The sequence below is a fragment of the Sphingomonas sp. Sphisp66 genome (assembly GCF_047324325.1).
Taxonomy (GTDB): Bacteria; Pseudomonadota; Alphaproteobacteria; order Sphingomonadales; family Sphingomonadaceae; genus Sphingomonas.
The window spans coordinates 213,025-233,095 of the sequence record NZ_CP168508.1 but is presented as its reverse complement, the minus strand read 5'-3'; the positions used below and the strand labels follow the sequence as shown (position 1 = coordinate 233,095).

The 20,071-nt window shown below is 67.9% G+C and carries 19 protein-coding genes; 13 read left to right on the top strand and 6 right to left on the bottom strand.

The window, feature by feature from the left end:
- Window positions 1-11: 11 nt before the first annotated feature.
- Together ACEN8G_RS01120 and ACEN8G_RS01115 are read right to left on the bottom strand one after the other, a co-directional pair.
- The gene (locus ACEN8G_RS01120; protein ID WP_413416112.1) at window positions 12-1,085 is read right to left on the bottom strand and encodes an NAD(P)/FAD-dependent oxidoreductase; all 1,074 of its coding nucleotides are present in this window, start codon (window positions 1,083-1,085) and stop codon (window positions 12-14) included.
- Complete coding sequence (locus ACEN8G_RS01115) at window positions 1,085-2,029, bottom strand: alpha/beta fold hydrolase (RefSeq protein ID WP_413416111.1); 945 nt, start codon at window positions 2,027-2,029, stop codon at window positions 1,085-1,087. Before ACEN8G_RS01115 ends, ACEN8G_RS01120 begins: the two co-directional genes overlap by 1 nt.
- A gap of 49 nt (window positions 2,030-2,078) precedes the next feature.
- On the opposite strand from ACEN8G_RS01115, the gene ACEN8G_RS01110 reads away from it, so the two are divergent.
- The 9 genes from ACEN8G_RS01110 (at window position 2,079) to ACEN8G_RS01070 (ending at window position 10,544) form a co-directional block, all read left to right on the top strand.
- On the top strand, window positions 2,079-2,552 hold the full coding sequence (locus ACEN8G_RS01110) for a prepilin peptidase (RefSeq protein ID WP_413416110.1): 474 nt from the start codon (window positions 2,079-2,081) through the stop codon (window positions 2,550-2,552).
- Window positions 2,553-2,613: 61 nt separating this feature from the next.
- Window positions 2,614-3,648, top strand: a complete 1,035-nt coding sequence (gene cpaB / locus ACEN8G_RS01105; protein ID WP_307119823.1) for a Flp pilus assembly protein CpaB — start codon at window positions 2,614-2,616, stop codon at window positions 3,646-3,648.
- Between the two features lies 1 nt (window position 3,649).
- On the top strand, window positions 3,650-5,359 hold the full coding sequence (locus ACEN8G_RS01100; protein WP_413416109.1) for a type II and III secretion system protein family protein: 1,710 nt from the start codon (window positions 3,650-3,652) through the stop codon (window positions 5,357-5,359).
- Window positions 5,360-5,382: 23 nt separating this feature from the next.
- Window positions 5,383-6,009, top strand: a complete 627-nt coding sequence (locus ACEN8G_RS01095; RefSeq protein WP_413416108.1) for a CpaD family pilus assembly protein — start codon at window positions 5,383-5,385, stop codon at window positions 6,007-6,009.
- Window positions 6,006-7,295, top strand: coding sequence for a pilus assembly protein CpaE (locus ACEN8G_RS01090; protein ID WP_413416107.1), 1,290 nt, complete (start codon window positions 6,006-6,008; stop codon window positions 7,293-7,295). The genes ACEN8G_RS01095 and ACEN8G_RS01090 overlap by 4 nt, the downstream gene beginning before the upstream one ends.
- A gap of 51 nt (window positions 7,296-7,346) precedes the next feature.
- Window positions 7,347-8,327 (top strand): type II secretion system F family protein, encoded by a 981-nt coding sequence (locus tag ACEN8G_RS01085; protein WP_413416105.1) that lies wholly within the window; start codon window positions 7,347-7,349, stop codon window positions 8,325-8,327.
- 4 nt (window positions 8,328-8,331) lie between these two features.
- On the top strand, window positions 8,332-9,339 hold the full coding sequence (locus ACEN8G_RS01080) for a type II secretion system F family protein (protein ID WP_413416104.1): 1,008 nt from the start codon (window positions 8,332-8,334) through the stop codon (window positions 9,337-9,339).
- 68 nt (window positions 9,340-9,407) lie between these two features.
- Window positions 9,408-10,016, top strand: coding sequence for a hypothetical protein (locus ACEN8G_RS01075; protein WP_413416103.1), 609 nt, complete (start codon window positions 9,408-9,410; stop codon window positions 10,014-10,016).
- 12 nt (window positions 10,017-10,028) lie between these two features.
- Window positions 10,029-10,544: a hypothetical protein gene (locus ACEN8G_RS01070; RefSeq protein WP_413416102.1), complete on the top strand. Its 516-nt coding sequence runs from the start codon at window positions 10,029-10,031 to the stop codon at window positions 10,542-10,544.
- Between the two features lie 105 nt (window positions 10,545-10,649).
- On the opposite strand, the gene ACEN8G_RS01065 is transcribed toward ACEN8G_RS01070, so the two are convergent.
- The 4 genes from ACEN8G_RS01065 to ACEN8G_RS01050 all read right to left on the bottom strand — a co-directional run bounded on the left by ACEN8G_RS01065 (window position 10,650) and on the right by ACEN8G_RS01050 (window position 17,141).
- Entirely contained in the window at window positions 10,650-11,159 is a 510-nt protein-coding gene (locus tag ACEN8G_RS01065; protein WP_413416101.1) for a hypothetical protein, read from the bottom strand.
- Window positions 11,156-13,819: a pyruvate, phosphate dikinase gene (gene ppdK / locus ACEN8G_RS01060; protein ID WP_413416100.1), complete on the bottom strand. Its 2,664-nt coding sequence runs from the start codon at window positions 13,817-13,819 to the stop codon at window positions 11,156-11,158. The genes ACEN8G_RS01065 and ppdK overlap by 4 nt, the downstream gene beginning before the upstream one ends.
- A 323-nt stretch (window positions 13,820-14,142) precedes the next feature.
- The gene (gene glyS, locus ACEN8G_RS01055; protein ID WP_413418257.1) at window positions 14,143-16,251 is read right to left on the bottom strand and encodes a glycine--tRNA ligase subunit beta; all 2,109 of its coding nucleotides are present in this window, start codon (window positions 16,249-16,251) and stop codon (window positions 14,143-14,145) included.
- A complete protein-coding gene (locus tag ACEN8G_RS01050; protein WP_413418255.1) occupies window positions 16,248-17,141 on the bottom strand; it encodes a glycine--tRNA ligase subunit alpha in 894 nt (297 codons plus the stop codon). The genes glyS and ACEN8G_RS01050 overlap by 4 nt, the downstream gene beginning before the upstream one ends.
- An 83-nt stretch (window positions 17,142-17,224) precedes the next feature.
- Between ACEN8G_RS01050 and ACEN8G_RS01045 the strand changes: the two genes are divergently transcribed.
- The 4 genes from ACEN8G_RS01045 (at window position 17,225) to ACEN8G_RS01030 (ending at window position 20,034) form a co-directional block, all read left to right on the top strand.
- Complete coding sequence (locus tag ACEN8G_RS01045) at window positions 17,225-18,124, top strand: TraB/GumN family protein (protein WP_413418253.1); 900 nt, start codon at window positions 17,225-17,227, stop codon at window positions 18,122-18,124.
- A gap of 224 nt (window positions 18,125-18,348) precedes the next feature.
- A complete protein-coding gene (locus ACEN8G_RS01040) occupies window positions 18,349-18,684 on the top strand; it encodes an ArsR/SmtB family transcription factor (protein WP_307119811.1) in 336 nt (111 codons plus the stop codon).
- Complete coding sequence (locus tag ACEN8G_RS01035) at window positions 18,681-19,163, top strand: SRPBCC family protein (RefSeq protein ID WP_413418251.1); 483 nt, start codon at window positions 18,681-18,683, stop codon at window positions 19,161-19,163. The genes ACEN8G_RS01040 and ACEN8G_RS01035 overlap by 4 nt, the downstream gene beginning before the upstream one ends.
- 253 nt (window positions 19,164-19,416) lie before the next feature.
- The gene (locus ACEN8G_RS01030) at window positions 19,417-20,034 is read left to right on the top strand and encodes a 50S ribosomal protein L25/general stress protein Ctc (RefSeq protein ID WP_307119809.1); all 618 of its coding nucleotides are present in this window, start codon (window positions 19,417-19,419) and stop codon (window positions 20,032-20,034) included.
- The last annotated feature ends 37 nt before the right edge of the window (window positions 20,035-20,071 follow it).

Below are 20,071 nucleotides of genomic sequence, written 5' to 3'. Positions count from 1 at the left end.
GCGTCCTCCATTCAAAACCGGCCCGGCGCGTAGAGCGCGGGATCGATTCCCGCCACCGCGGGATCGGGCGTTCGGCCCAGCAGCAGCGCCGCCGCGAGCCTGGCCGCTGCCGGGGCGGTCTGGATGCCGAAGCCGCCCTGGCCCGCGCACCAGAAGAAGCCGGGCGCAGCCAGGTCGAAGCCATAGACCGGCAGGCGATCGGGGGCGAAGGTGCGCAGGCCCGCCCATTTGTGCTCAAGCTTCTCGACCCGCCAGTCGACGACATGCTCGAACCGGTCGATCGCGGTGGCGACGTCGATATCCTCGGGCTGGGCGTCGCAGGGCGGGGTCTCGATCTCGTCATGGGGCGAGAGCCACACCCGGCCGCCGGCCTCGGGCTTCCAGTAGAAGCTGCCGCCGATATGCGCGACCATCGGGCTGCCCGGCGCGGGCGCGGGATCGGTCTTCAGCTGCATGATCGTGCGGCGATAGGGCCGGATGCCGAGCGGCCGCACGCCCGCCATCTCCGCCACCGGATCGGCCCAGGCGCCGGCGGCATCGACGAGGATGTCCGCCTCGAACGACCCCGCCCGCGTCTCGATCTTCCAGGCACCGTTCTCGCGCCGGGCGGCGAGGACGCCGGCGCCGGTGACCAGCTCCGCCCCGCTCCGCTTCGCGGCGGCGAGCTGGTCGCCGTGCAGCCCGCCGACATCGATATATTCGCAGCTCGGCTCGAGCACGCCGAGCGTCCATTCGGGGCGCAGGCCCGGGATCATCGCCTGGGGATCGACCGGGCGCAGTTCGACGCCCGTCCCTTCGAACTCGGCGAGGAACGCGTCGATCGCCTCCGCCTCGTCGGCGCGGCCGATATGGACCGAGCCCATCGGTTCCAGATAGGGCCGCAGCATCGGCCCCGAGGCGGTGGTGAGCGGCTGGATCGCCGGGCCGCCATAGCTTTCGGACCAGAAGGCGGCGGAGCGGCCGGTGGCGTGATAGCCGGGCCGGTCCTCGCCCTCGAGCAGCAGCACCCGGGCGTGCGGCGCGATCTCGGCCGCAAGGCTGGCGCCGGCGATGCCGGCACCGACAATCGCGACGTCGTAGCGCATCAGCGGCGCTGGGCGCGCGCGGCGAGGAACAGGTCGATCTCGCCGATCGCGCGGTTGCGCACCTTGTCGCCCTCGCGCAGGATCTCGTGCGCGCTTTCCTTGCCGAAGCTGACGATGCGGGCGTCGGGGAGCCTGGGCACGATCCGGAGCGCGGCCCTGGCATCGACCAGCCCGTCCGCCTTGGCGACAACGGCGAGCAGCGGCACCGGCATCTTGCGGAGCTTCGGATTGCCGGCCAGCTCGCGCATCGACTTGAACGCCTGGATCAGCCAGCGCCAGCTGGGCGGGCCGGTGACGATGTCGGGATTGTGCTGCTGCCACCAGATCTCGTCCGAATAGCGATCCGGGTCATGGGTGAGCAGATTGGCGCGGGTTTCGGTGGTGTAGGGCTTCTCGTTGCTCTTCCAGGCCGGGCGGGTGCTGTCCCCCACCCCACCCAGGATGCGCGCGGCCCGCTCGGCAAAGGGGCCGAGCGCGCTCTTCACGCCGAGCATCGGGGCAATGATCACCGCGGCATCGGGGCGGATGGCGCCTTCGACCAGCCCGCGCAGGATCAGGTGGCCGCCCATCGAATGGCCCATCACCACGTGCGGCCCCGGAGTCGCGGCCTCCCATTCGGCATAGAAGGCGCGCAGATCGGCAATGAAGGTGTCGAAGCTGTCGATGTCGCCGCAATGCGCGCGCGAGGTCAGCCGGCCCGAGCCGCCCTGGCCGCGCCAGTCGAACGAAGTGATCGTCCAGCCCTGTTCGTGCCAGTGGTGGAACGCCTCGAGATACTTCTCGAAAATGTCGCCGCGCCCGCCCTGGAACAGGATCGAGCCGCGCGGAGTCGCGGTCTCGGCCGGCCAGGCGAAGGCGCGCAAATGCCAGCCGTCCGGGGTTCCCCAATAGTGGACCTTGGCCCCGGCGGGGATGGAACGGCGGATATCCGGGTTTTCACGCATGTCCCTTGGTTACGTTTTGATAAGCCGTCCCGTCTAGGACTTTGGCTCCATGGGGGAGTTGTTCGTCACTTTGCTGCTCGTCGCGCTCGCGCTGCTGCTCGTTTCGGCGGGCATCCAGGACGCGCGCACCCGTGAGATCGCCAACTGGAAGAATGCCGCCATCGCCCTGATGGCGCCGCTCTGGTGGTGGGCGCACGGGCTGGCGCTGTGGCCGGACGTCGCGCTGCAGGCCGGCGTGGCCGCGCTCGTCTTCGCCTTCTTCGTCGGCGCCTTCGCGCTGGGGCAGATGGGCGGCGGCGACGTGAAGATGATCGGCGCGCTCGCCCTGTGGCTGCCGGTGCAGCCGCTGGTGTGGATGCTGGTGCTGATGTCGCTGATCGGCGGCGTGCTCACGCTCATCATGGTGATCGAGCGCAAATGGCGGGCAAAAACGGGGGATCCTGTGGAAATCCCTTATGGGGTGGCGATCGCAATCGCCGCGCTTCTCGTGCTTCGCGAACCGATTTTTAACCAGTTCGGGTGAATAATTAACGCTGGCGCAACCACAAACGTCTGCGTTTTTGAGAAGGCTTGGGAATAGCGAAATGGATGCACGCAAGCTGATCCTGCTCGTCGGTGCGCTCGTCGTGGCGGCAATTACCGCGTTCATGGCGCGCAGCCTGATGACCGGCGCACCCGCGCCCCAGGCCGGAGCGATTCCGGCGGCCGTCCAGCCGCAGAACACCACCGAGGTGCTCGTCGCCAAGCGCGAGCTGCCCGTGGGCACCATCCTCGACGCCCAGTCGCTCGAATTCCGCCCCTGGCCCAAGGAGCTGGTCGAGGGCGCCTATTATGTGAAGAGCGAATCGGATCCGGCCAAGCTGGTCGGCACCGTCGTCCGCTTCCCGATCCCCGCCGGTCAGCCGGTGACCCAGGGCGCGCTGGTCAAGCCCGGCGACCGTGGCTTCCTCGCCGCTGCGCTCGGCGCCGGCATGCGCGCGGTGACCGTGCCCGTCTCGACCCAGAGCGCGGTCGCTGGCTTCGTCTTCCCGGGCGACCGGATCGACCTGATCCTCACCCAGTCGGTGAGCGGCGGCGGCGACGGCCCCGCGCTCAAGGCCTCGGAGACGGTGCTGCGCAACCTGCGCGTGCTCGCCACCGACCAGAAGACGGACAAGCAGACCGACGACAAGGGCAACACGATCGTCAACACCTATTCGACCGTCACGGTCGAGGCGACGCCCAAGATCGCCGAGAAGATCGCGGTGGCGCAGACCATCGGCACGCTCTCGCTGTCGCTGCGCTCGATCGCCGACAACCAGGGCGAGCTCGAGGATGCGATCGCCAGCGGCGACGTCGACGTTCCGGCCGATGGCGATCCCAAGAAGGAAAAGGCGATGATCGCCAAGGTCGCGGCGCGTCCCCAGGAGGGCGCGACCACCTTCGCCACCGGCGCCGACGTGTCGCGCTTCCAGCGCAGCACCGTGCCGGCCAAGCCGCGCGACATGGGCCCGGCGGCCGTCGCCGGCAGCCCGACGCCCGGGCAAAGCTATCCCGGTGCCGCGACTCCGCGCGGCCCGGTCGTGACCATCGTCCGCGGCAATGCCGAGACCGCCGTTGCTCTGGGGGGCAAGAACTAACATGACTGGCAAGCTGCTTCTGAAGCGCTCGCTCGCCGCGATCGTGTCGACCGCCCTGGTCGGCATGCCGGCGACCGGCTTCGCCCAGACCGCCAAGGCCAAGCGCCCGAGCCAGGCGCGTGCCAATGTCGGCGTCGCCAACCTGCCCTCGGGCACCCAGCGCCCGAGCAGCGAGATCCTGCTCTCGATCGGCGAGGGCCAGCTGATCACGCTCCCGGCCAACGTCGCGAACGTCTGGACGTCGAACCCCGGCGTGGCGGACGTCTATGTCAACAATCCGCGCCAGATCCACCTGTTCGGCAAGGAATTCGGCGAGGCGACGGTGTTCGCCACCAGCGCTTCGGGCGCGGTGGTGTTCTCCACCAATGTCCGCGTCGCGCAGAACATCACCTCGATCGACCGGATGATCCGGCTCGCCATGCCCGATACCGACATCCAGGTGACCACGGTCGGCCAGATCGCGGTGCTCAACGGCACGGTGCGCTCGCCGCAGGACAGCGAGCAGGCCCAGCGCCTGGTCACCGGGCTGCTCAACCCCGGCGTCAACGTCAACGACGCCGCCGCCCAGCTCAAGATCGCCGTGATCAACCGGCTGAAGATGGCCACGCCGCTGCAGGTGCAGCTCCAGGTGAAGTTCGCCGAGGTGAGCCGCAGCTTCGTCAAGAATGTCGGCGTGAACTTCTCGACCAAGGATTCGACCGGCGGGTTCCAGTTCGGCCTGGCCCAGGGCCGCAGCCCGGGCTCGTTCACTGCCGCCGACCTCGCCAAATACCCGACCGCGACGATGACGCAGAACGGCGTGACGATCACCGGCGCCTATGATCCGTCGACCGGCCAGTTCCTCAATCCGCGCGCCAGCGGCCTTGCCGACATCACCCGCGGTGCGGACAACGCCACCATGGGCCTGGCCGGCAAGCTGTTCGGCCTCGACGTGCTCTCGGCGATCGACCTGGGCGAGACGATCGGCCAGGTGACCACGCTGGCCAACCCGAACCTGACCGCCCGCTCGGGCGAGACTGCCAACTTCCTCGCCGGCGGCGAGATCCCGATCCCCGTCGCGCAGGGCCTGGGCACCACCACGGTGGAGTACAAGCAGTACGGCGTGAGCCTGGCCTTCACCCCGACGGTGCTGTCGGACGGCCGCATCTCGCTGCGCGTGCGCCCCGAAGTGTCGCAGCTTTCCTCGGCCGGCGCGGTGCAGCTCAACGGCGTCACCATCCCCGCGCTCACCACGCGCCGCAGCGAGACCACGGTCGAGCTCGGCTCGGGCGAGAGCATGGTGATCGGCGGGCTGCTGTCGAACAACCACAACAACTCGATCTCGAAGACCCCGGGGCTGGGCGACGTGCCGATCCTGGGCGCGCTGTTCCGCTCGAACGGCTTCCAGCGCAACGAGACCGAGCTGGTGATCGTGATCACCCCGTATCTGGTGAAGCCGGTCAACGCGAACCAGATCGTCCTGCCGACCGACGGCTACAAGGCGCCGAACGACTTCGAGCGTGTCTTCCTGGGCTCGCTCGGCGGCGCCCGGAGCGGCACCGACCGTCCCAAGCCGAGCATGGCGCCGGCGGACGGCCAGCCTTCGGTGGGCGCCTTCTCGCCCGCCCCGACCAGCCAGCCGGCCGCGCCGGTCCAGCTGGCTCCGGCCCCGCAACCCAACCGCAAGCAGAAGAAGGGGGGCGCCTCGGCGGCCCCCGGCTTCGGCTTCTGACCCGATCGACGAGGAGATCGCCCGTGCTTCCGCGCTTCACTCCCCTGCTCGTCCCGGCGCTGCTGCTCGCAGGCTGCGGCACCTATAATGGCGGCGTAGAATCGGTTCATCAGCCGGTTGTCCAGCGTAACGACTATGTGCTCGACCTGCAGACCACCGGCTATGGCCTGGCCGCGGGCGAGAGCCAGCGCCTGGCCGGCTGGATGTCGGCGATGAGCCTGCGCTATGGCGACCGCGTCGCGATCGACGACGGTGCCAATGGCGCCACCGGCCGCGACGAAGTCGCCGCCGAGGCCGGCCGCTACGGCCTGATGCTCGCCGATCGCGCGCCGGTCACCGCCGGCCAGATCGCCCCGGGCACCGTCCGCGTGGTGATCACCCGGATGACCGCCAATGTGCCGGGCTGCCCCGACAATTCGCGCCCTGCCGAATATACGTTCGAGGCGAGCACCAGCTCCAACTATGGCTGCGCCAGCAACGCCAACCTCGCCGCGATGATCGCCGATCCGGCCGATCTGGTCCGCGGTGCGCCGGGCTCGCCCACCGCCGATCCGGCGACGAGCGCCAAGGCCGTCGGCGCCTTCCGTTCGGCCGCGCCCTCGGGCGCCGGCGGAGCCACGTTGAACTCGGGTGGAGGGTCGCCGAAGTGAACGCTCCTTTCAATCCCGCCCGCGCCGGGCATCGCGATCCGTTCGTTGCGTTCGTCTGCGACGAGACGACGGCGGAAGTGCTGCGCCCGATCGCCGTCGAGCTCGGCTGGTCGCCGGAAAAGGTCAACAAGGGCGGGCTGCGCAACGCGGTCCAGACCCTGTCGGTCTCGGCAAGCCCGAACATCCTGTTCGTCGACCTGTCCGAGAGCGGCGATCCGCTCAACGACATCAACGCGCTCGCCGAAGTCTGCGAGCCGGGCACCGTCGTGATCGCATCGGGCCAGGTCAATGACGTGCGCCTGTACCGCGATCTGGTCGCGAGCGGCATCCACGATTACCTGCTCAAGCCGCTGAACCCGGATGCGCTGCGCGACGCCTTCGCCCAGGCGCAGACCGCGCTCAATGCGCCGAAACTGGCCGAAGCCTCGGCCGACCGCCCGCATTGCGCGGTGGCGGTGATCGGCACGCGCGGCGGCTCGGGCGCCTCGACCGTGGCGACCTCGCTCGCCTGGCTGATGGGCGAACGCCAGAACCGCACCACGGCGCTGCTCGACCTCGACGTGCATTTCGGCACTGGCGCGCTGGCGCTCGACCTCGAGCCGGGCCGCGGCCTGACCGACGCGATCGAGAATCCGAGCCGCATCGACGGGCTGTTCATCGAGCGCGCGATGGTGCGCGCCTCGGACCGGCTCGCCGTGCTCAGCGCCGAAGCGCCGATCAACTCGCCGATCATGACCGACGGCGCGGCCTTCTATCAGCTGCAGGAAGAGATCCGCACCGCCTTCGAGTGCACCGTGGTCGATCTGCCGCGCTCGATGCTGGTCAATCACCCGCACCTGATCACCGATGTGCAGGTCGCCGTGCTGGTCACCGAGCTCACTCTGGCCGCGGCCCGCGACGCGATCCGTATCCTGAGCTGGTTCAAGTCCAACGCCCCGCAAACCCAGGTGATCGTCGTCGCCAACAAGATCCAGCAGGCGGCGGTGCTCGAGATCAGCCGCAAGGACTTCGAGGGCTCGATCGAGCGCAAGATCGACTTCCTGCTCGGCTTCGATGCCAAGCTGGCCGCGCAATCGGCCAAGCTGGGCAAGCCGATCGCCGAAGTGGGCAAGGGCAACAAGGCCATTGCCGGGCTGGGCGACCTCGCCCTGCGCATCGCCGGCATCGCCGATTCGGGCGCCGACGAGAGCGTGGGCAAGGCCAAGAGCAAGGGCGACAAGCCCAAGGGCGGCGGTTCGCTGCTCGACAAGTTCAAGGTGAAGATGCCGGTAAAGGCAAAGAAGTAACCATTGCGCGGCTAGGCTGCGCGATGCTCAGCTAATCGGAGACGGTGCGGCGTGGACATGCTGCCGGTATTGATGCTCGCTGGAGGCACCTTCCTGGTGCTCGCGCTGATGGTGTTCGCCTTTTCGGGCCCCTCGGCCGAGCGCGCGGGCGCGCGCCGCGTCAAGTCGGTCCGCGAGCGTCATCTGGTGAGCGTCACCGGCAGCAACGCGATGGAAGCGCAGATGCGCCGCGTCGCCGCCGCCCGCGCCACGCGGATGGACGTGACCGCCGCGCGCTTCCTGCCCAACCCGGCGCTGCTCCAGAAGCGGCTCAACATGACGGGCAAGCCCTGGACGCTCGGCCAGTACATGATGGTCAGCGCCGGGCTTACGCTGGTGCCCGCGGCACTGATCCTGCTGCAGGGCCTGCCCATCCTTCTGGCGCTGGGCGTCGGCCTGTTCCTCGGCGTCGGACTGCCGCATTTCGTCGTCGGCTTCTTCATCAAGCGCCGCGTCGCCAAGTTCACGTCCAAGTTCCCCGATGCGATCGAGCTGCTCGTCCGCGGCCTGCGCTCGGGCCTGCCGATCACCGAGACGATGGGCGTGGTCGGCCAGGAAGTCGACGGACCGGTCGGCGAGGAATTCCGCGCGGTCAGCGACAAGATGAAGATCGGCAAGTCGCTCGACACCGCGCTGCAGGAGACTGCGGACCGGCTTGGTACCCCCGAATTCCAGTTCTTCACCATCACCATCCAGATCCAGCGCGAGACCGGCGGCAACCTGGCCGAGACGCTCGCCAACCTGGCCGACGTGCTGCGCAAGCGCGCCCAGATGAAGCTGAAGATCAAGGCGATGTCGTCGGAATCCAAGGCATCGGCGCTGATCGTCGGCGCGCTGCCCTTCATCGTGTTCACGCTCGTGTGGTTCATCAACAACAACTACATGGCCAATTTCTTCAAGGACGAGCGGCTGATCATGATCGGCGGCGGCGGCCTGATCTGGATGGGCCTGGGCGCCTTCATCATGGCCAAGATGGTCAATTTCGAGATCTGATGCGATGAACGGCGCACCTCCTTCCGGCCCCACGCTGCTCGGCGTCGACGTCATCTGGGTGGCGACGATCCTCTCGGCCGTCGCCGCCTTCGCGGTGATGCTGGCGATCTATGCCGCCACCACGGTGCGCGATCCGATGGCCAAGCGGGTCAAGTCGCTCAACGAGCGCCGCGAGCAGCTCAAGGCGGGCATCACCGCCTCCACCTCGAAGCGCCGCGCCAAGCTGGTCCAGAAGAGCGAGACCACCGACCGGATCCGCTCGCTGCTCTCCTCGATGAAGGTGCTGCAGGACAGCCAGGTCAAGCAGGCGCAGACCAAGCTGCTCCAGGCCGGCATCCGCCGCAAGGAATTCGCGGTCGCGGTGATCTTCGGCCGCCTGGTCCTGCCGATCGTGTTCGGCGGGCCGATGCTGTACTTCGTCTATGGCACCGAGATGTTCGCGGACTGGAGCCCGATGAAGGCGTACGGCCTGGTCGCCGGCACCTTCATCCTCGCCTACAAGTTCCCGGACCTCTACCTGAAGAACAAGATCCAGAAGCGCAGCGCGGCGATCCGCAAGGGCCTGCCCGACGCGCTCGACCTGCTGGTCATCTGTGCCGAAGCGGGACTCACCGTCGATGCCGCCTTCCACCGCGTCTCGAAGGAACTGGGCAAGGCCTATCCCGAGCTGGGCGAGGAGTTCCAGCTGACCGCGATCGAGCTCGGCTTCCTGACCGATCGCCGCCAGGCCTTCGAGAACCTGGCCGAGCGCATCGACCTGGATTCGATCCGCGGCGTGGTCACCACGATGATTCAGACCGAGAAATACGGCACGCCGCTCGCCTCGGCGCTGCGCGTGCTTTCGGCCGAGTTCCGCAACGAGCGCATGATGCGCGCCGAGGAAAAGGCCGCCCGCCTGCCGGCGATCATGACCGTGCCGCTGATCCTGTTCATCCTGCCGGTGCTGTTCATCGTCATTCTCGGGCCGGCGGCGTGCTCGATCAACGACGCGCTGATCTCCAAGGGCCCTTAACCAATTTCGGTAGCGCGACCTGCCCGGGCGGGATAGCTTCCCGCGCGACTAAGGGGAGGGTCGACTCGATGCATGATTTGCCGTTCCAGACGATCACCCAGCTCGCCGGGCTGGGCCTGACGCTGATCGCCGGCTGGTTCCTGGGGCTCGCCAGCCACAGCGGCGGCCGCAAATGGCGTGAGCGCCTGCAGGAAGAAGAGATCGACAATGCCGGCTATCGCGACCGCGCCGAGAACGACCTGCGCGACGCCGCCCGCCGCATCCGCGACCTCGAAGCCGAGAATGCGAAGCTGAAGGCGGCGGTCGAGGCTCCTGCCCCCGTTGCCACGGCAGCGGTTGCTGCGCCGGCGCCTGCCCCCGAGCCCGAAGGCCATTCGACCGCCACTGTCGCGGCGGCTGCCGTTGCCGGCGCGGTTGCCGGTGCTGCGGTCACCCATGCCGTGGAGAGCCATGCCGAGGCCGAGCCTGCCGAGCCGGTCGCCGCCGCCGAACCGGTGGCGCCCGAGCCCGTCGCAGTTGCGGAGCCTGTTCCCGTCGAGCCGGTGGCACATGCCGCGCCGGAACCGGTGCATGCCGAACCCGTTGTGGTGGAGACGGTCGCAGAGGAGCCCGTACATGCCGAGCCGGCAGGGGAACCCGCCCGGGCAGAGCCGTCGCATCCCGAGCACGCCCACTAAGGTCCGCAGGTCATGGCGCTTCCGTTCGAAACCGCGACGCAGTTCGCGGCACTGGGGCTGACCCTGGTCGCCGGCTGGTTCCTGGGGCTGGCCAGCCGCTCGGGCGGGGCAAAGTGGCGCGAGCGCTATCAGGACGAGGAGCTGGAGCACGCGCGCTACCGCGACGAGGCCGAGGAGCGTATCCGCGCGCTTCAGGCCGAAGTGAAGACGCTGCGCAGCCAGGTGCCTGCCGCCGCGCCGGTCGCCGACGACAAGCCGGGCGCCGCCTGGCGCGGCTGGTTCGGCTGGGGTCGCGACAATCTGGTGCGGATCAGGGGCATCGACGAGCCGCGCGCCAAGCGGCTCAACGAGCTGGGCATCAAGACCTATCGCGAGATCGAGAAGATGGCGCCGGCCGACGAGGCGGCGCTGGAGCAACGGCTCGAACTGTCCGCCGGGACCATCGCCGAACAAGGCTGGCGGGAGCAGGCCGCGCTGCTCGCCGCGGGCAACGAGCGCGAGCATGCGGAGAAATTCGGGCAGGGCTGAGGGCCGCCTGTAACCGTCATCCCGACGAAAGTCGGGATCTCGTGCGGCTCCTTCCCCGCGCCATCGCCTGAGATCCCGACTTTCGTCAAGATGACGGCTTTTGTGCTAAGGCTGATGCACCGGCAGGCAGAGCATGACGGGCGTGTAGTTCTCGACCACCTCGGAGAGCGGACGGCCCTGCCCGTCGAGCACCACCGCGCGCTGACGCACGACATAGGGCGCCACCGTTGCATCCTCGCGCTGCGTGGCGATGCCGAGGGTGCGGCGGCTGGGGGCGAGCGGGCGGATCGCGGCGCCGAAGGGGGTGCCGCCAGCGAGCGCCGCGTTCATCTCGGGCGTGAGACGTGCGGGGATGTACCAATTCTCGGCGACCGACAGCGACACCGGCCCGCATCTCAGCACGACGCTGCGATAGACCACCGGCTCGGCCGGGCCGACATCCAGGTGCGCGCGCTGCTCGGGCGTGGCCGGCTTCTGCGCGCGGTTCACTTCCGCACGGATCGGCGTGGTGCAGCGGCGCTGGAGTACCGCGGTGGCGCTGCGGGCGGCGACAAGCTCCTGGCGGAGGGTCTCCGCCGGGTCTGTCTGGACCGCCAGCAGCGCCGCGAGGATCACGCCCGGCGCAGTGCCGCCTGTGCCGCCGCCAGCCGCGCGATCGGCACGCGGTAGGGCGAGGCGGAGACGTAATCGAGCCGGGTCTCTTCGCAGAAGTCGATGCTGGCCGGATCGCCGCCATGCTCGCCGCAGATGCCGAGCTTGATGTCGGGCCGCGTCGCCCGTCCGCGCTCGGCGGCGATCGCGATCAGCTCGCCCACACCCTCGACATCGAGGCTGACGAACGGATCCTTGGCGTAGATTCCCTTCTCCACATAGGTGGTGAGGAACTTGGCCGCATCGTCGCGCGAGACGCCGAGCGTGGTCTGGGTCAGGTCGTTAGTGCCGAAGGAGAAGAAGGCGCCCGCTTCGGCGATATCGCCCGCACGCAGCGCGGCGCGGGGCAGCTCGATCATCGTGCCGACCAGATATTCGATCGTGCGGTCCTGCTCATCGAACACGTCGCGGGCGGCGCGATCGACCACGGCCTTCATCAGCTCGAGCTCGCGCTTCGTCGCGACCAGCGGGATCATGATCTCGGGGATCGGCGCCTCGCCGCTATTCTCCGCGACGATGCACGCCGCCTCGAAGATCGCGCGGGCCTGCATCTCGTAGATCTCGGGATAGGTCACGCCCAGGCGGCAGCCACGGTGCCCGAGCATCGGGTTGAACTCGTGCAGCTCGGCGGCGCGGCGCTTGAGCGTCTCGACATCGAGGCCGGCCGCCGCCGCGACTTCGGCGAACTCGCTCTCCTCGTGCGGCAGGAATTCGTGGAGCGGCGGATCGAGCAGGCGGATCGTGCAGGGCAGCCCCGCCATCACCTCGAAGATCTCGACGAAATCGCTGCGCTGCTCGGGGAGCAGCTTCTCGAGCGCGACGCGGCGGCCCTTCTCGTCGGCCGCGAGGATCATCTCGCGCACCGCAGTGACGCGCGAGGGCTCGAAGAACATGTGCTCGGTGCGGCAGAGGCCGATGCCCTCGGCGCCGAAATCGCGCGCGGTGCGGCAATCGAGCGGCGTCTCGGCATTGGTGCGCACCTTGAGCCGGCGCTTGGCGTCGGCCCAGACCATCAGCGTGCCGAAATCGCCGGCCAGCTCGGGCTGCACCGTCGGCACCGCGCCGAGCATCACTTCGCCGGTGGCGCCGTCGATCGTGACGAGGTCGCCTTCACGCACCTCGCGCTGGCCGACGCGGAACAGCTTCTCGCGGGCGTTGATCGCCAGCGTGCCGGCGCCCGAGACGCAGGGCCGGCCCATGCCGCGCGCGACCACCGCGGCGTGGCTGGTCATGCCACCACGTGCGGTGAGGATGCCCTTGGCGGCATGCATGCCGTGGATGTCCTCAGGCGAGGTCTCGACGCGGATCAGGATCACCGCCTCGCCATTGCCCGCGCGCTTCTCGGCGGTGTCGCTGTCGAACACCGCGATGCCCGATGCGGCGCCCGGCGAGGCGGGCAGGCCCTTGGTCAGCACGTCGCGCGGGGCGTTGGGATCGAGCGTCGGGTGGAGCAGCTGGTCGAGCGCCTGGGGATCGACGCGCAGGATCGCCTCCTCCTGCGTGATCAGCCCCTCGCTCGCCATGTCGACCGCGATCTTGAGCGCTGCCTTGGCGGTGCGCTTGCCCGAGCGGGTCTGCAGCATCCAGAGCTTGCCGCGTTCGACGGTGAACTCGATGTCCTGCATGTCGCGGTAATGCTTCTCGAGCGTCTCGAAGACCGCCGCGAGCTGCGCATACACTTCGGGCATCGCCTCTTCCATCGAGGCGGGCTTGGCACCCGCCTTCTCGCGGGCGGCTAGGGTGAGATATTGCGGGGTGCGGATGCCGGCGACGACGTCCTCGCCCTGCGCGTTGATCAGGAACTCGCCATAATATGCGTTCTCGCCGGTCGAGGGATCGCGGGTGAAGGCCACGCCGGTCGCCGAGGTGTCGCCCATATTGCCGAACACCATCGCCTGGACGTTGACTGCGGTGCCCCAGTCGCCGGGGATGTCGTTGAGCCGGCGATAGACCTTGGCGCGCTCCGACTGCCAGGAGCCGAACACCGCGCCGATCGCACCCCAGAGCTGGTCATGCACGTCCTGCGGGAACGGCTTGCCCCACAGCTCCTGGACGATCGCCTTGTACTCGGCGACCAGCGCCTGCCAGTCCCTGGCGGTCAGCTCGGTGTCGAGATTATAGCCGCGATCCTCCTTGGCGATCTCGAGCGCTTCCTCGAAGCGGCCATGATCGAGCTCGAGCACCACGTCCGAATACATCTGGATGAAGCGGCGATAGCTGTCCCAGGCGAAGCGCTCGTCGCCGCTGATCGCGGCTAGGCCGACGACGGTGGTGTCATTGAGGCCGAGGTTGAGCACCGTGTCCATCATGCCGGGCATCGAGGCGCGCGCGCCCGAGCGGACCGAGACGAGCAGCGGATCACTGGCGTCGCCGAATTTCTTGCCGGTGATGCCCTCGATATGGGCGATGCCGTTGGCGACTTCGGCCTTCACGCTGTCGGGGAAGATACCGCCTTGGTCGTAATAGACCGCGCACATCGGCGTGCTGATCGTGAAACCGGGAGGCACCGGCAGGCCGATCGAGGCCATGCCATCGAGATTGGCGCCCTTGCCCCCGAGCAGGTTCTTGTCACCCTTGCCCCCGTCCGACACATTCCCGCCGAAGCGGTACACATATTGCGTCATCCACGTCCCTTCTCACGACTTGGGACAGGCGCCTACCGCAGGTGCGAACAAGGGGAAACCCGCTGACTACGTTGTCAGAAGGCAAGTTTTGCTTGGCCGTGATCAAATCACGGCAAGACACCGGTTACGTAAGATAAATCATTGTAGAGACCCAGGCAAATATGCCGGCAATCCACCGACGTGCCCGGCTTTTCCCCGGCGAAGGCCGGGGGCCCAGACTAAGCGTGCGCGGCGAAGACGCGCTATCGCGCGTGATTTCAAGGACTGGGCCCCGGCCTTCGCCGGGGAAAGCGAGGGCGCCGCGGAGGCGCCCTCGTGTTCGATCAGCCTTCGATCTTCGAGAAGTCGGCGACGTTGTTCACCGCGTCGCGGATGCGGGCGAGCAGGCCCAGGCGCATCTCGCGCTTGAACTCGTCCGGATCGACCACGGTGACATCGTCGAAGAACGTGTCAATCGGCGCGCGGAGCGAGGCGAGCGCGGCCATTGCCGCCTCGTAATCCTCGGCCTCGACCGCGGCTTCGGCCTTGGGTTCGGCGGCGTCGAGCGCTTCGCGCAGCGCGGCCTCGGCGGGCTCGGCCTCGTAGATCTCGTTGTCCGCGACTTCGCCCGGCGCCCAGCTCTCCTTCTTGAGGATATTGGCGGCGCGCTTGTAACCGGCGAGCAGGTTCCTGCCGTCCTCCGAGGTGATAAAGGACTGGAGCGCGTGGACGCGGGCGAGCAGGCGGACGAGATCGTCCTCGCCGCCCAGCGCGAACACCGCGTCGATCAGGTCGTGACGAACGCCGGCTTCCTTCTGCTGGACCTTGAGGCGGTCGGCGAAGAAGTCGAGCACGTCCTTGCTGACCGACTTGGTGAGCGGGAAGCGCAGGCCATTGTCGAGGATCAGCGCGATCACGCCGAGCGCCGAGCGGCGCAGCGCGAACGGGTCCTTGGAGCCGCTGGGCTTCAGATCGACGCCGAAGAAAGACGTGATGCTGTCCAGCTTGTCCGCCAGCGCCACCGCCACCGTCACCGGTGCGGTGGGGACGTCGTCGCCCTGGCCAACCGGCTTGTAGTGGTCGCGGATCGCTTCGGCGACCGCAGCCGGTTCACCCTGTACGGCGGCGTAATAGCCGCCCATCAGGCCTTGGAGTTCGGGGAACTCGCCGACCATGCCGGTGACGAGATCGGCCTTGGCGAGGCGCGCGGCACGCTCGGCCATGTCCGCCAATTCCGTCATCCCGGCGGAAGCCGGGATCTCGTGCGGCTCCGTTCCCGCGCCATCGCCCGAGACCCCGGCTTTCGCCGGGGTGACGATGTTGGATTCGACCAACCACCGCGCCAGCTTCGCCACGCGATCCACCTTGTCAGCCACCGTACCCAGCTTCTCGTGGAAGACGATCTTCTCGAGCTTGGGGGTGAGGTCCTCGAGCCGGGTCTTGAGATCGGTCTCGTAGAAGAAGCGCGCGTCGCTCAACCGGGCCGCCAGCACCTTCTGGTTGCCCTCGACGATCTTCGCGCCGCCGTCGGCCGCGTCGATATTGGCGACGCAGACGAAGGCGTTGGCGAGCTTGCCCGAATTATCGCGACAGACGAAATACTTCTGGTTCACGCGCGCGGTGAGCTGGATCACTTCGGGCGGCACGTCGAGGAACGCTTCGTCGAAGCGGCCGAGCAGCGGCATCGGCCATTCGGTGAGGCCGGCATTCTCGTAGAGCAGCCCCTCATCTTCGATCAGCGTCAGACCGGCCTTCTGCGCGGCCATCTTGGCGCCCAGCGCGATGATGTTGCGGCGCTCGGCACCGTCGATGATCACATGGCAGGCGCGCAGCTTCTCGATGTAATCCGCGGCCGAGCCGATCGTGATCCCGCCCGGATGGTGGAAGCGGTGACCGACGGTGACCGAGGCGCTCTTCACGCCCGCGACTTCGACCGGCACCAGCTTGTCGCCGAGCAGCGCGATGATGCCCTGGAGCGGGCGCACCCAGCGCAGGCTCTCGGTCGTCTCCGAGGCGGCGCCCCAGCGCATCGACTTGGGCCAGGGGAAGGCGGTGATGACATGGCTGATCGCGCTGGCGAGCACCGAGCCGGCGACGATGCCGGGGCGGTCGATCACCGCGAACAACACCTTGTTGCCCTTGCCGTCGTCGCGCTCGACGAGTTGCTCGCGCGTCAGGCCGGTCGAGCGCAGGAAGCCCTCGATCGCCTGGGCCGGGGCGTCGGCGCGCGGGCCCTTGCGCTCCTCGCTCGCCGCCGCGGTCATCTCGGCGACACCGCGGACGATCAGCGCGAGGCGGCGCGGGGTGGCGTAGCTCTCGATGCTTTCGAACGGCAGGTTGAGCGCCTGCAAGCGCGCCTCGAACAGCGCGGCCAGATCGGCGCGCGCCTTCTCCTGCATGCGGGCGGGAATTTCCTCCGAGCGGAGCTCAAGCAGGAAGTCTTGCGCGCTCATACCGTCCACTCCGGATACTTGGCCTGCCAGCTGGGCGTCATGTGCTGGATCCAGGCTTCGCAGCTGCCCTTGGCCAGGTCGCGCACGCGGCCGATATAGGCCTGGCGCTCGGCGACGGAGATCACGCCGCGGGCCTGGAGCAGGTTGAACAGATGGCTGGCCTCGATCGCCTGCTCATAGGCGGCGATGGGCACATTGTTGTTCAGGCAGTTCTCGCATTCGGCCACGGCCTTGCGGAAGCCCTCGAACAGCGTCTCGGTGTCGGCGACTTCGAAATTGTACTTCGACATCTGCTTCTCGTTCTCGAGAAACACGTCGCCGTAGGTCACGCCCTGGTCGTTGAAGGCGAGGTCGTACACGCTGTCCTTGTTCTGGATGTACATCGCCAGGCGCTCGAGCCCGTAGGTGAGCTCACCGGCGACGGGCTTGCAATCGAAGCCGCCCATCTGCTGGAAATAGGTGAACTGGGTCACCTCCATGCCGTCGCACCAGACTTCCCAGCCCAGGCCCCAGGCGCCGAGCGTCGGCGATTCCCAATCGTCCTCGACGAAGCGGATATCGTGCCTGGTGAAGTCGATGCCGATCGCCGCGAGCGAGCCCAGGTACAGGTTCTGCAGGTCGGGCGGGCTCGGCTTCAGGATCACCTGATACTGGTAATAATGCTGGAGCCGGTTCGGGTTCTCGCCATAGCGGCCGTCGGTCGGGCGGCGGCAGGGCTGGACGAAGGCGGCGTTCCACGGCTCGGGGCCGAGGGCGCGCAGCGTCGTCGCCGGGTGGAAGGTGCCCGCACCCATGCGCATGTCATAGGGCTGGAGGATCACGCAGCCCTTCTCCGCCCAATAGTCATGGAGCGTGAGGATCATGCGCTGGAAGCTGAGGGGCTCTGCCATAGTGCCCCGCGCTTTGGCGTCTCCTCTCCAACCGGTCAATGGCGACGCTGGATCAAGGTCCGGTTCGGGGCTACCGGTCGGGGATGATCGCACGCCCGATGATCCGCCGCCTGATCCCCGCCCTCGCCGCGCTAACCCTCTGGGGCTGCGGGCAGAAGCCTGCCGCTCCGGCCGAGAAGGCCGATCCGGCGCTGTGGGTGGTCAAGGACGCCGACACCACCATCTACCTGTTCGGCACCGTCCATGTTCTCAAGCCTGGGCTGAGCTGGTTCGACGACGGGATCAGGAAGGCCTTCGATGCCTCCGACACTTTGGTGCTCGAGCTGGTGCTGCCGCCCGATGCCGAAATGCAGCAGATCGTCGCCGAGCTGGGCACCGCCGCCGGTGGCCCGCCGCTGACCGAGCAGCTGCCTGCCGCAGAGGCGGCGAAGATGCGCGCGGCCTTGCCCGGATATGGCATGGCGCCCGATTCGCTCGACCGGGCCGAGCCCTGGCTGGCCGCCACCTTGCTGTCGGTGATGCCGCTCAAGCAGCTGGGATATGACGACAAACAGGGCGCCGAGCTGACCCTGACCAACGCCGCCAAGGCCGCGGGCAAGAAGATCGAGGGGCTGGAGACCGCGCGGCAACAGCTCGGCTATTTCGATGCGCTGCCCCTGCCCGCCCAGCGCAAGCTGCTGATCGAGACGATCGACGACCTGCCCCAGGCGGGCAGCAAGATCGACCAGGCCGTCACTGCCTGGCGCAAGGGCGATGCCGAGGGCCTCGCCAGGCTGGTCAATGCCGACATGGCCTCCGCCCCCGAGGTGAGCCAGGCGCTGCTGGTCAACCGCAACCGCAACTGGGCGGGCTGGATTTCCAGGCGAATGCAACAGCCTGGCACGGTGTTCCTGGCGGTTGGCGCCGGGCATCTGGCCGGCAGCGAGAGCCTGCAGGCCGAGCTGGCGCGGCGGGGGCTGAAGGTCGAGCGGGTTCGGTACTGAGCCGCTGATTCCCCTGAGCTTTTCCCCGGCGAAGGCCGGGGTCCAGGCCTTGAAAATCACGCGCCTTGCCGCGTCTTCGCCGCGCACTGCTTAGTCTGGGCCCCGGCCTTCGCCGGGGTAAGGCTTGTGGATGCCTCGTACCCCTAGGCGAGCAAAGGTGGCGCCGGATTGACATCGTCCCGGACTTAATATAGCTCATCGGTTAAATAACCCATGAGTTAGATATGGACGCCCTGAGCAACACCTTCGCCGCCCTTGCCGACCCTACCCGCCGCGCGATCCTGGCGCGGCTGGCGCTGGGCGAAACCACGGTGGGCGAGCTCGCCCAGCCCTTTGCGATGAGCGGGCCGGCGGTGACCAAGCACCTCAAGGTGCTCGAGCATGCCGGGCTGATTTCGCGCAGCCGGGTGGCGCAGCAGCGCCCGGCCAAGCTGGAGCCGGCGGCGCTCAAGGCGGCGAGCGACTGGATCGCCGAATATCGCCGGTTCTGGGACGCGAAGTTCGACGACCTCGATGCCTATCTCGATGAGCTGCAGAAGAAGAATGGAGAGAGCAAATGACCACGACGGAACTCGGTGTCGGCTATGAAGTGACCATCGACCGCACCTTTGCCGCGCCGCGCGACCTGGTGTTCGACTGCATGACCAAGGCCGAGCATCTCGCCCGCTGGTGGGGTCCGCATCATTTCGACGTGCCCTTCGCCGAGAGCGAGGCGCGGCCGGGCGGCAGGATCCGCCTCGATATGCGCGGGCCCGAGGCGTACGGCACCAATGAAGTGCATGGCGAGTATGAAGTGGTCGATCGTCCGGACACTCTGGTCATGGTTCTTCGCGCCTTCGGTGCGCCGGACGGCAGCTGGGGGATCGAGCACCGCACCCGGATGGAATTCACCGACGCCCCCGGCGGCGGCACGCACATGCACATGACCACGGTGGTGCTGCAGGCGAGCGAGGAGCTGCTGCCCGCGCTTTCGGGCATGCGCGAGGGCTGGAGCCAGAGCTTCGAGAAGCTGGACGCGGTGCTGCCCGAGCTGGTGTAAACTTCGGGGGCCGGAATGTCCTCTCTCCGCTGGCGGGGAGAGGGTTGGGAGAGGGGCAGGACTGGACCGCGCGCGCTGGCGCCCGTGGATCGAGACACACTGCCCCTCTCCCCGGCCCTCTCCCCGGACGGGGAGAGGGAGTAGACTCACCTTGCTTTTCCCGCCTTCCCCCGTTATGCGCGCGCCTTCCGTGCCAGGGTCATCCCTGGAGGCCTGGCCGGATCGAACTAACTTTAGCTGATTGGAACGACACATGAGCGATACGCTTACGCTGTCGGCCGAGACGCGCGAGCAGGTTGGCAAGGGAGCCTCCCGCGAGCTTCGTCGTAATGGCCGCGTCCCCGCCGTGATCTACGGCAACAAGCAGGACCCGAAGAGCATCCACGTCGAGGAGCGCGAGCTCTATCGTCTGCTGATGACCGGGCACTTCTTCAATTCGATCATCATGATCAATGGTGAACGCACCCTGCCCAAGGACGTGGCTTTCGACCCCGTCACCGATCGTCCGGTGCACGCCGACTTCCTGCGCATCAGCGAGCACGCGACCGTGCACGTGAACGTGCCTATCGTCTTCGCCGACGAAGAGCTCGCTCCGGGCCTGAAGCGCGGCGGCGTCCTGAACGTCGTCCGTCACGAACTCGACCTGGTCGTCGACGCCGCCGAGATCCCCAGCGAGATCACCATCTCGCTCAAGGGCCTCGAAGTCGGCGATTCGCTGCACATCTCGGCAGTGACCCTGCCGAAGGGCGCGACTTCGGCGATCACCGACCGCGACTTCACCATCGCGACCGTGGTTGCTCCGTCGGCGCTCAAGTCGAGCGAAGGCGACACGACCCAGACCGAAGCCGAAGGCGAGGAAGCCGGCGAGTAATCGCCCCCTCGAACTTCGCGGTTCAAAAAATCGCCTC

Excerpts from the sequence above, each read along its gene's own strand:
- ACEN8G_RS01045 (WP_413418253.1), top strand. The coding sequence starts at position 17,225 with ATGATCGCACGCCCGATGATCCGCCGCCTGATCCCCGCCCTCGCCGCG.
- ACEN8G_RS01120 (WP_413416112.1), bottom strand. The coding sequence starts at position 1,085 with ATGCGCTACGACGTCGCGATTGTCGGTGCCGGCATCGCCGGCGCCAGC.
- ACEN8G_RS01035 (WP_413418251.1), top strand. The coding sequence starts at position 18,681 with ATGACCACGACGGAACTCGGTGTCGGCTATGAAGTGACCATCGACCGC.
- cpaB (WP_307119823.1), top strand. The coding sequence starts at position 2,614 with ATGGATGCACGCAAGCTGATCCTGCTCGTCGGTGCGCTCGTCGTGGCG.
- glyS (WP_413418257.1), bottom strand. The coding sequence starts at position 16,251 with ATGAGCGCGCAAGACTTCCTGCTTGAGCTCCGCTCGGAGGAAATTCCC.
- ACEN8G_RS01070 (WP_413416102.1), top strand. The coding sequence starts at position 10,029 with ATGGCGCTTCCGTTCGAAACCGCGACGCAGTTCGCGGCACTGGGGCTG.
- ACEN8G_RS01040 (WP_307119811.1), top strand. The coding sequence starts at position 18,349 with ATGGACGCCCTGAGCAACACCTTCGCCGCCCTTGCCGACCCTACCCGC.
- ACEN8G_RS01100 (WP_413416109.1), top strand. The coding sequence starts at position 3,650 with ATGACTGGCAAGCTGCTTCTGAAGCGCTCGCTCGCCGCGATCGTGTCG.
- ACEN8G_RS01115 (WP_413416111.1), bottom strand. The coding sequence starts at position 2,029 with ATGCGTGAAAACCCGGATATCCGCCGTTCCATCCCCGCCGGGGCCAAG.
- ACEN8G_RS01110 (WP_413416110.1), top strand. The coding sequence starts at position 2,079 with ATGGGGGAGTTGTTCGTCACTTTGCTGCTCGTCGCGCTCGCGCTGCTG.
- ACEN8G_RS01080 (WP_413416104.1), top strand. The coding sequence starts at position 8,332 with ATGAACGGCGCACCTCCTTCCGGCCCCACGCTGCTCGGCGTCGACGTC.
- ACEN8G_RS01050 (WP_413418255.1), bottom strand. The coding sequence starts at position 17,141 with ATGGCAGAGCCCCTCAGCTTCCAGCGCATGATCCTCACGCTCCATGAC.
- ACEN8G_RS01075 (WP_413416103.1), top strand. The coding sequence starts at position 9,408 with ATGCATGATTTGCCGTTCCAGACGATCACCCAGCTCGCCGGGCTGGGC.
- ppdK (WP_413416100.1), bottom strand. The coding sequence starts at position 13,819 with ATGACGCAATATGTGTACCGCTTCGGCGGGAATGTGTCGGACGGGGGC.
- ACEN8G_RS01030 (WP_307119809.1), top strand. The coding sequence starts at position 19,417 with ATGAGCGATACGCTTACGCTGTCGGCCGAGACGCGCGAGCAGGTTGGC.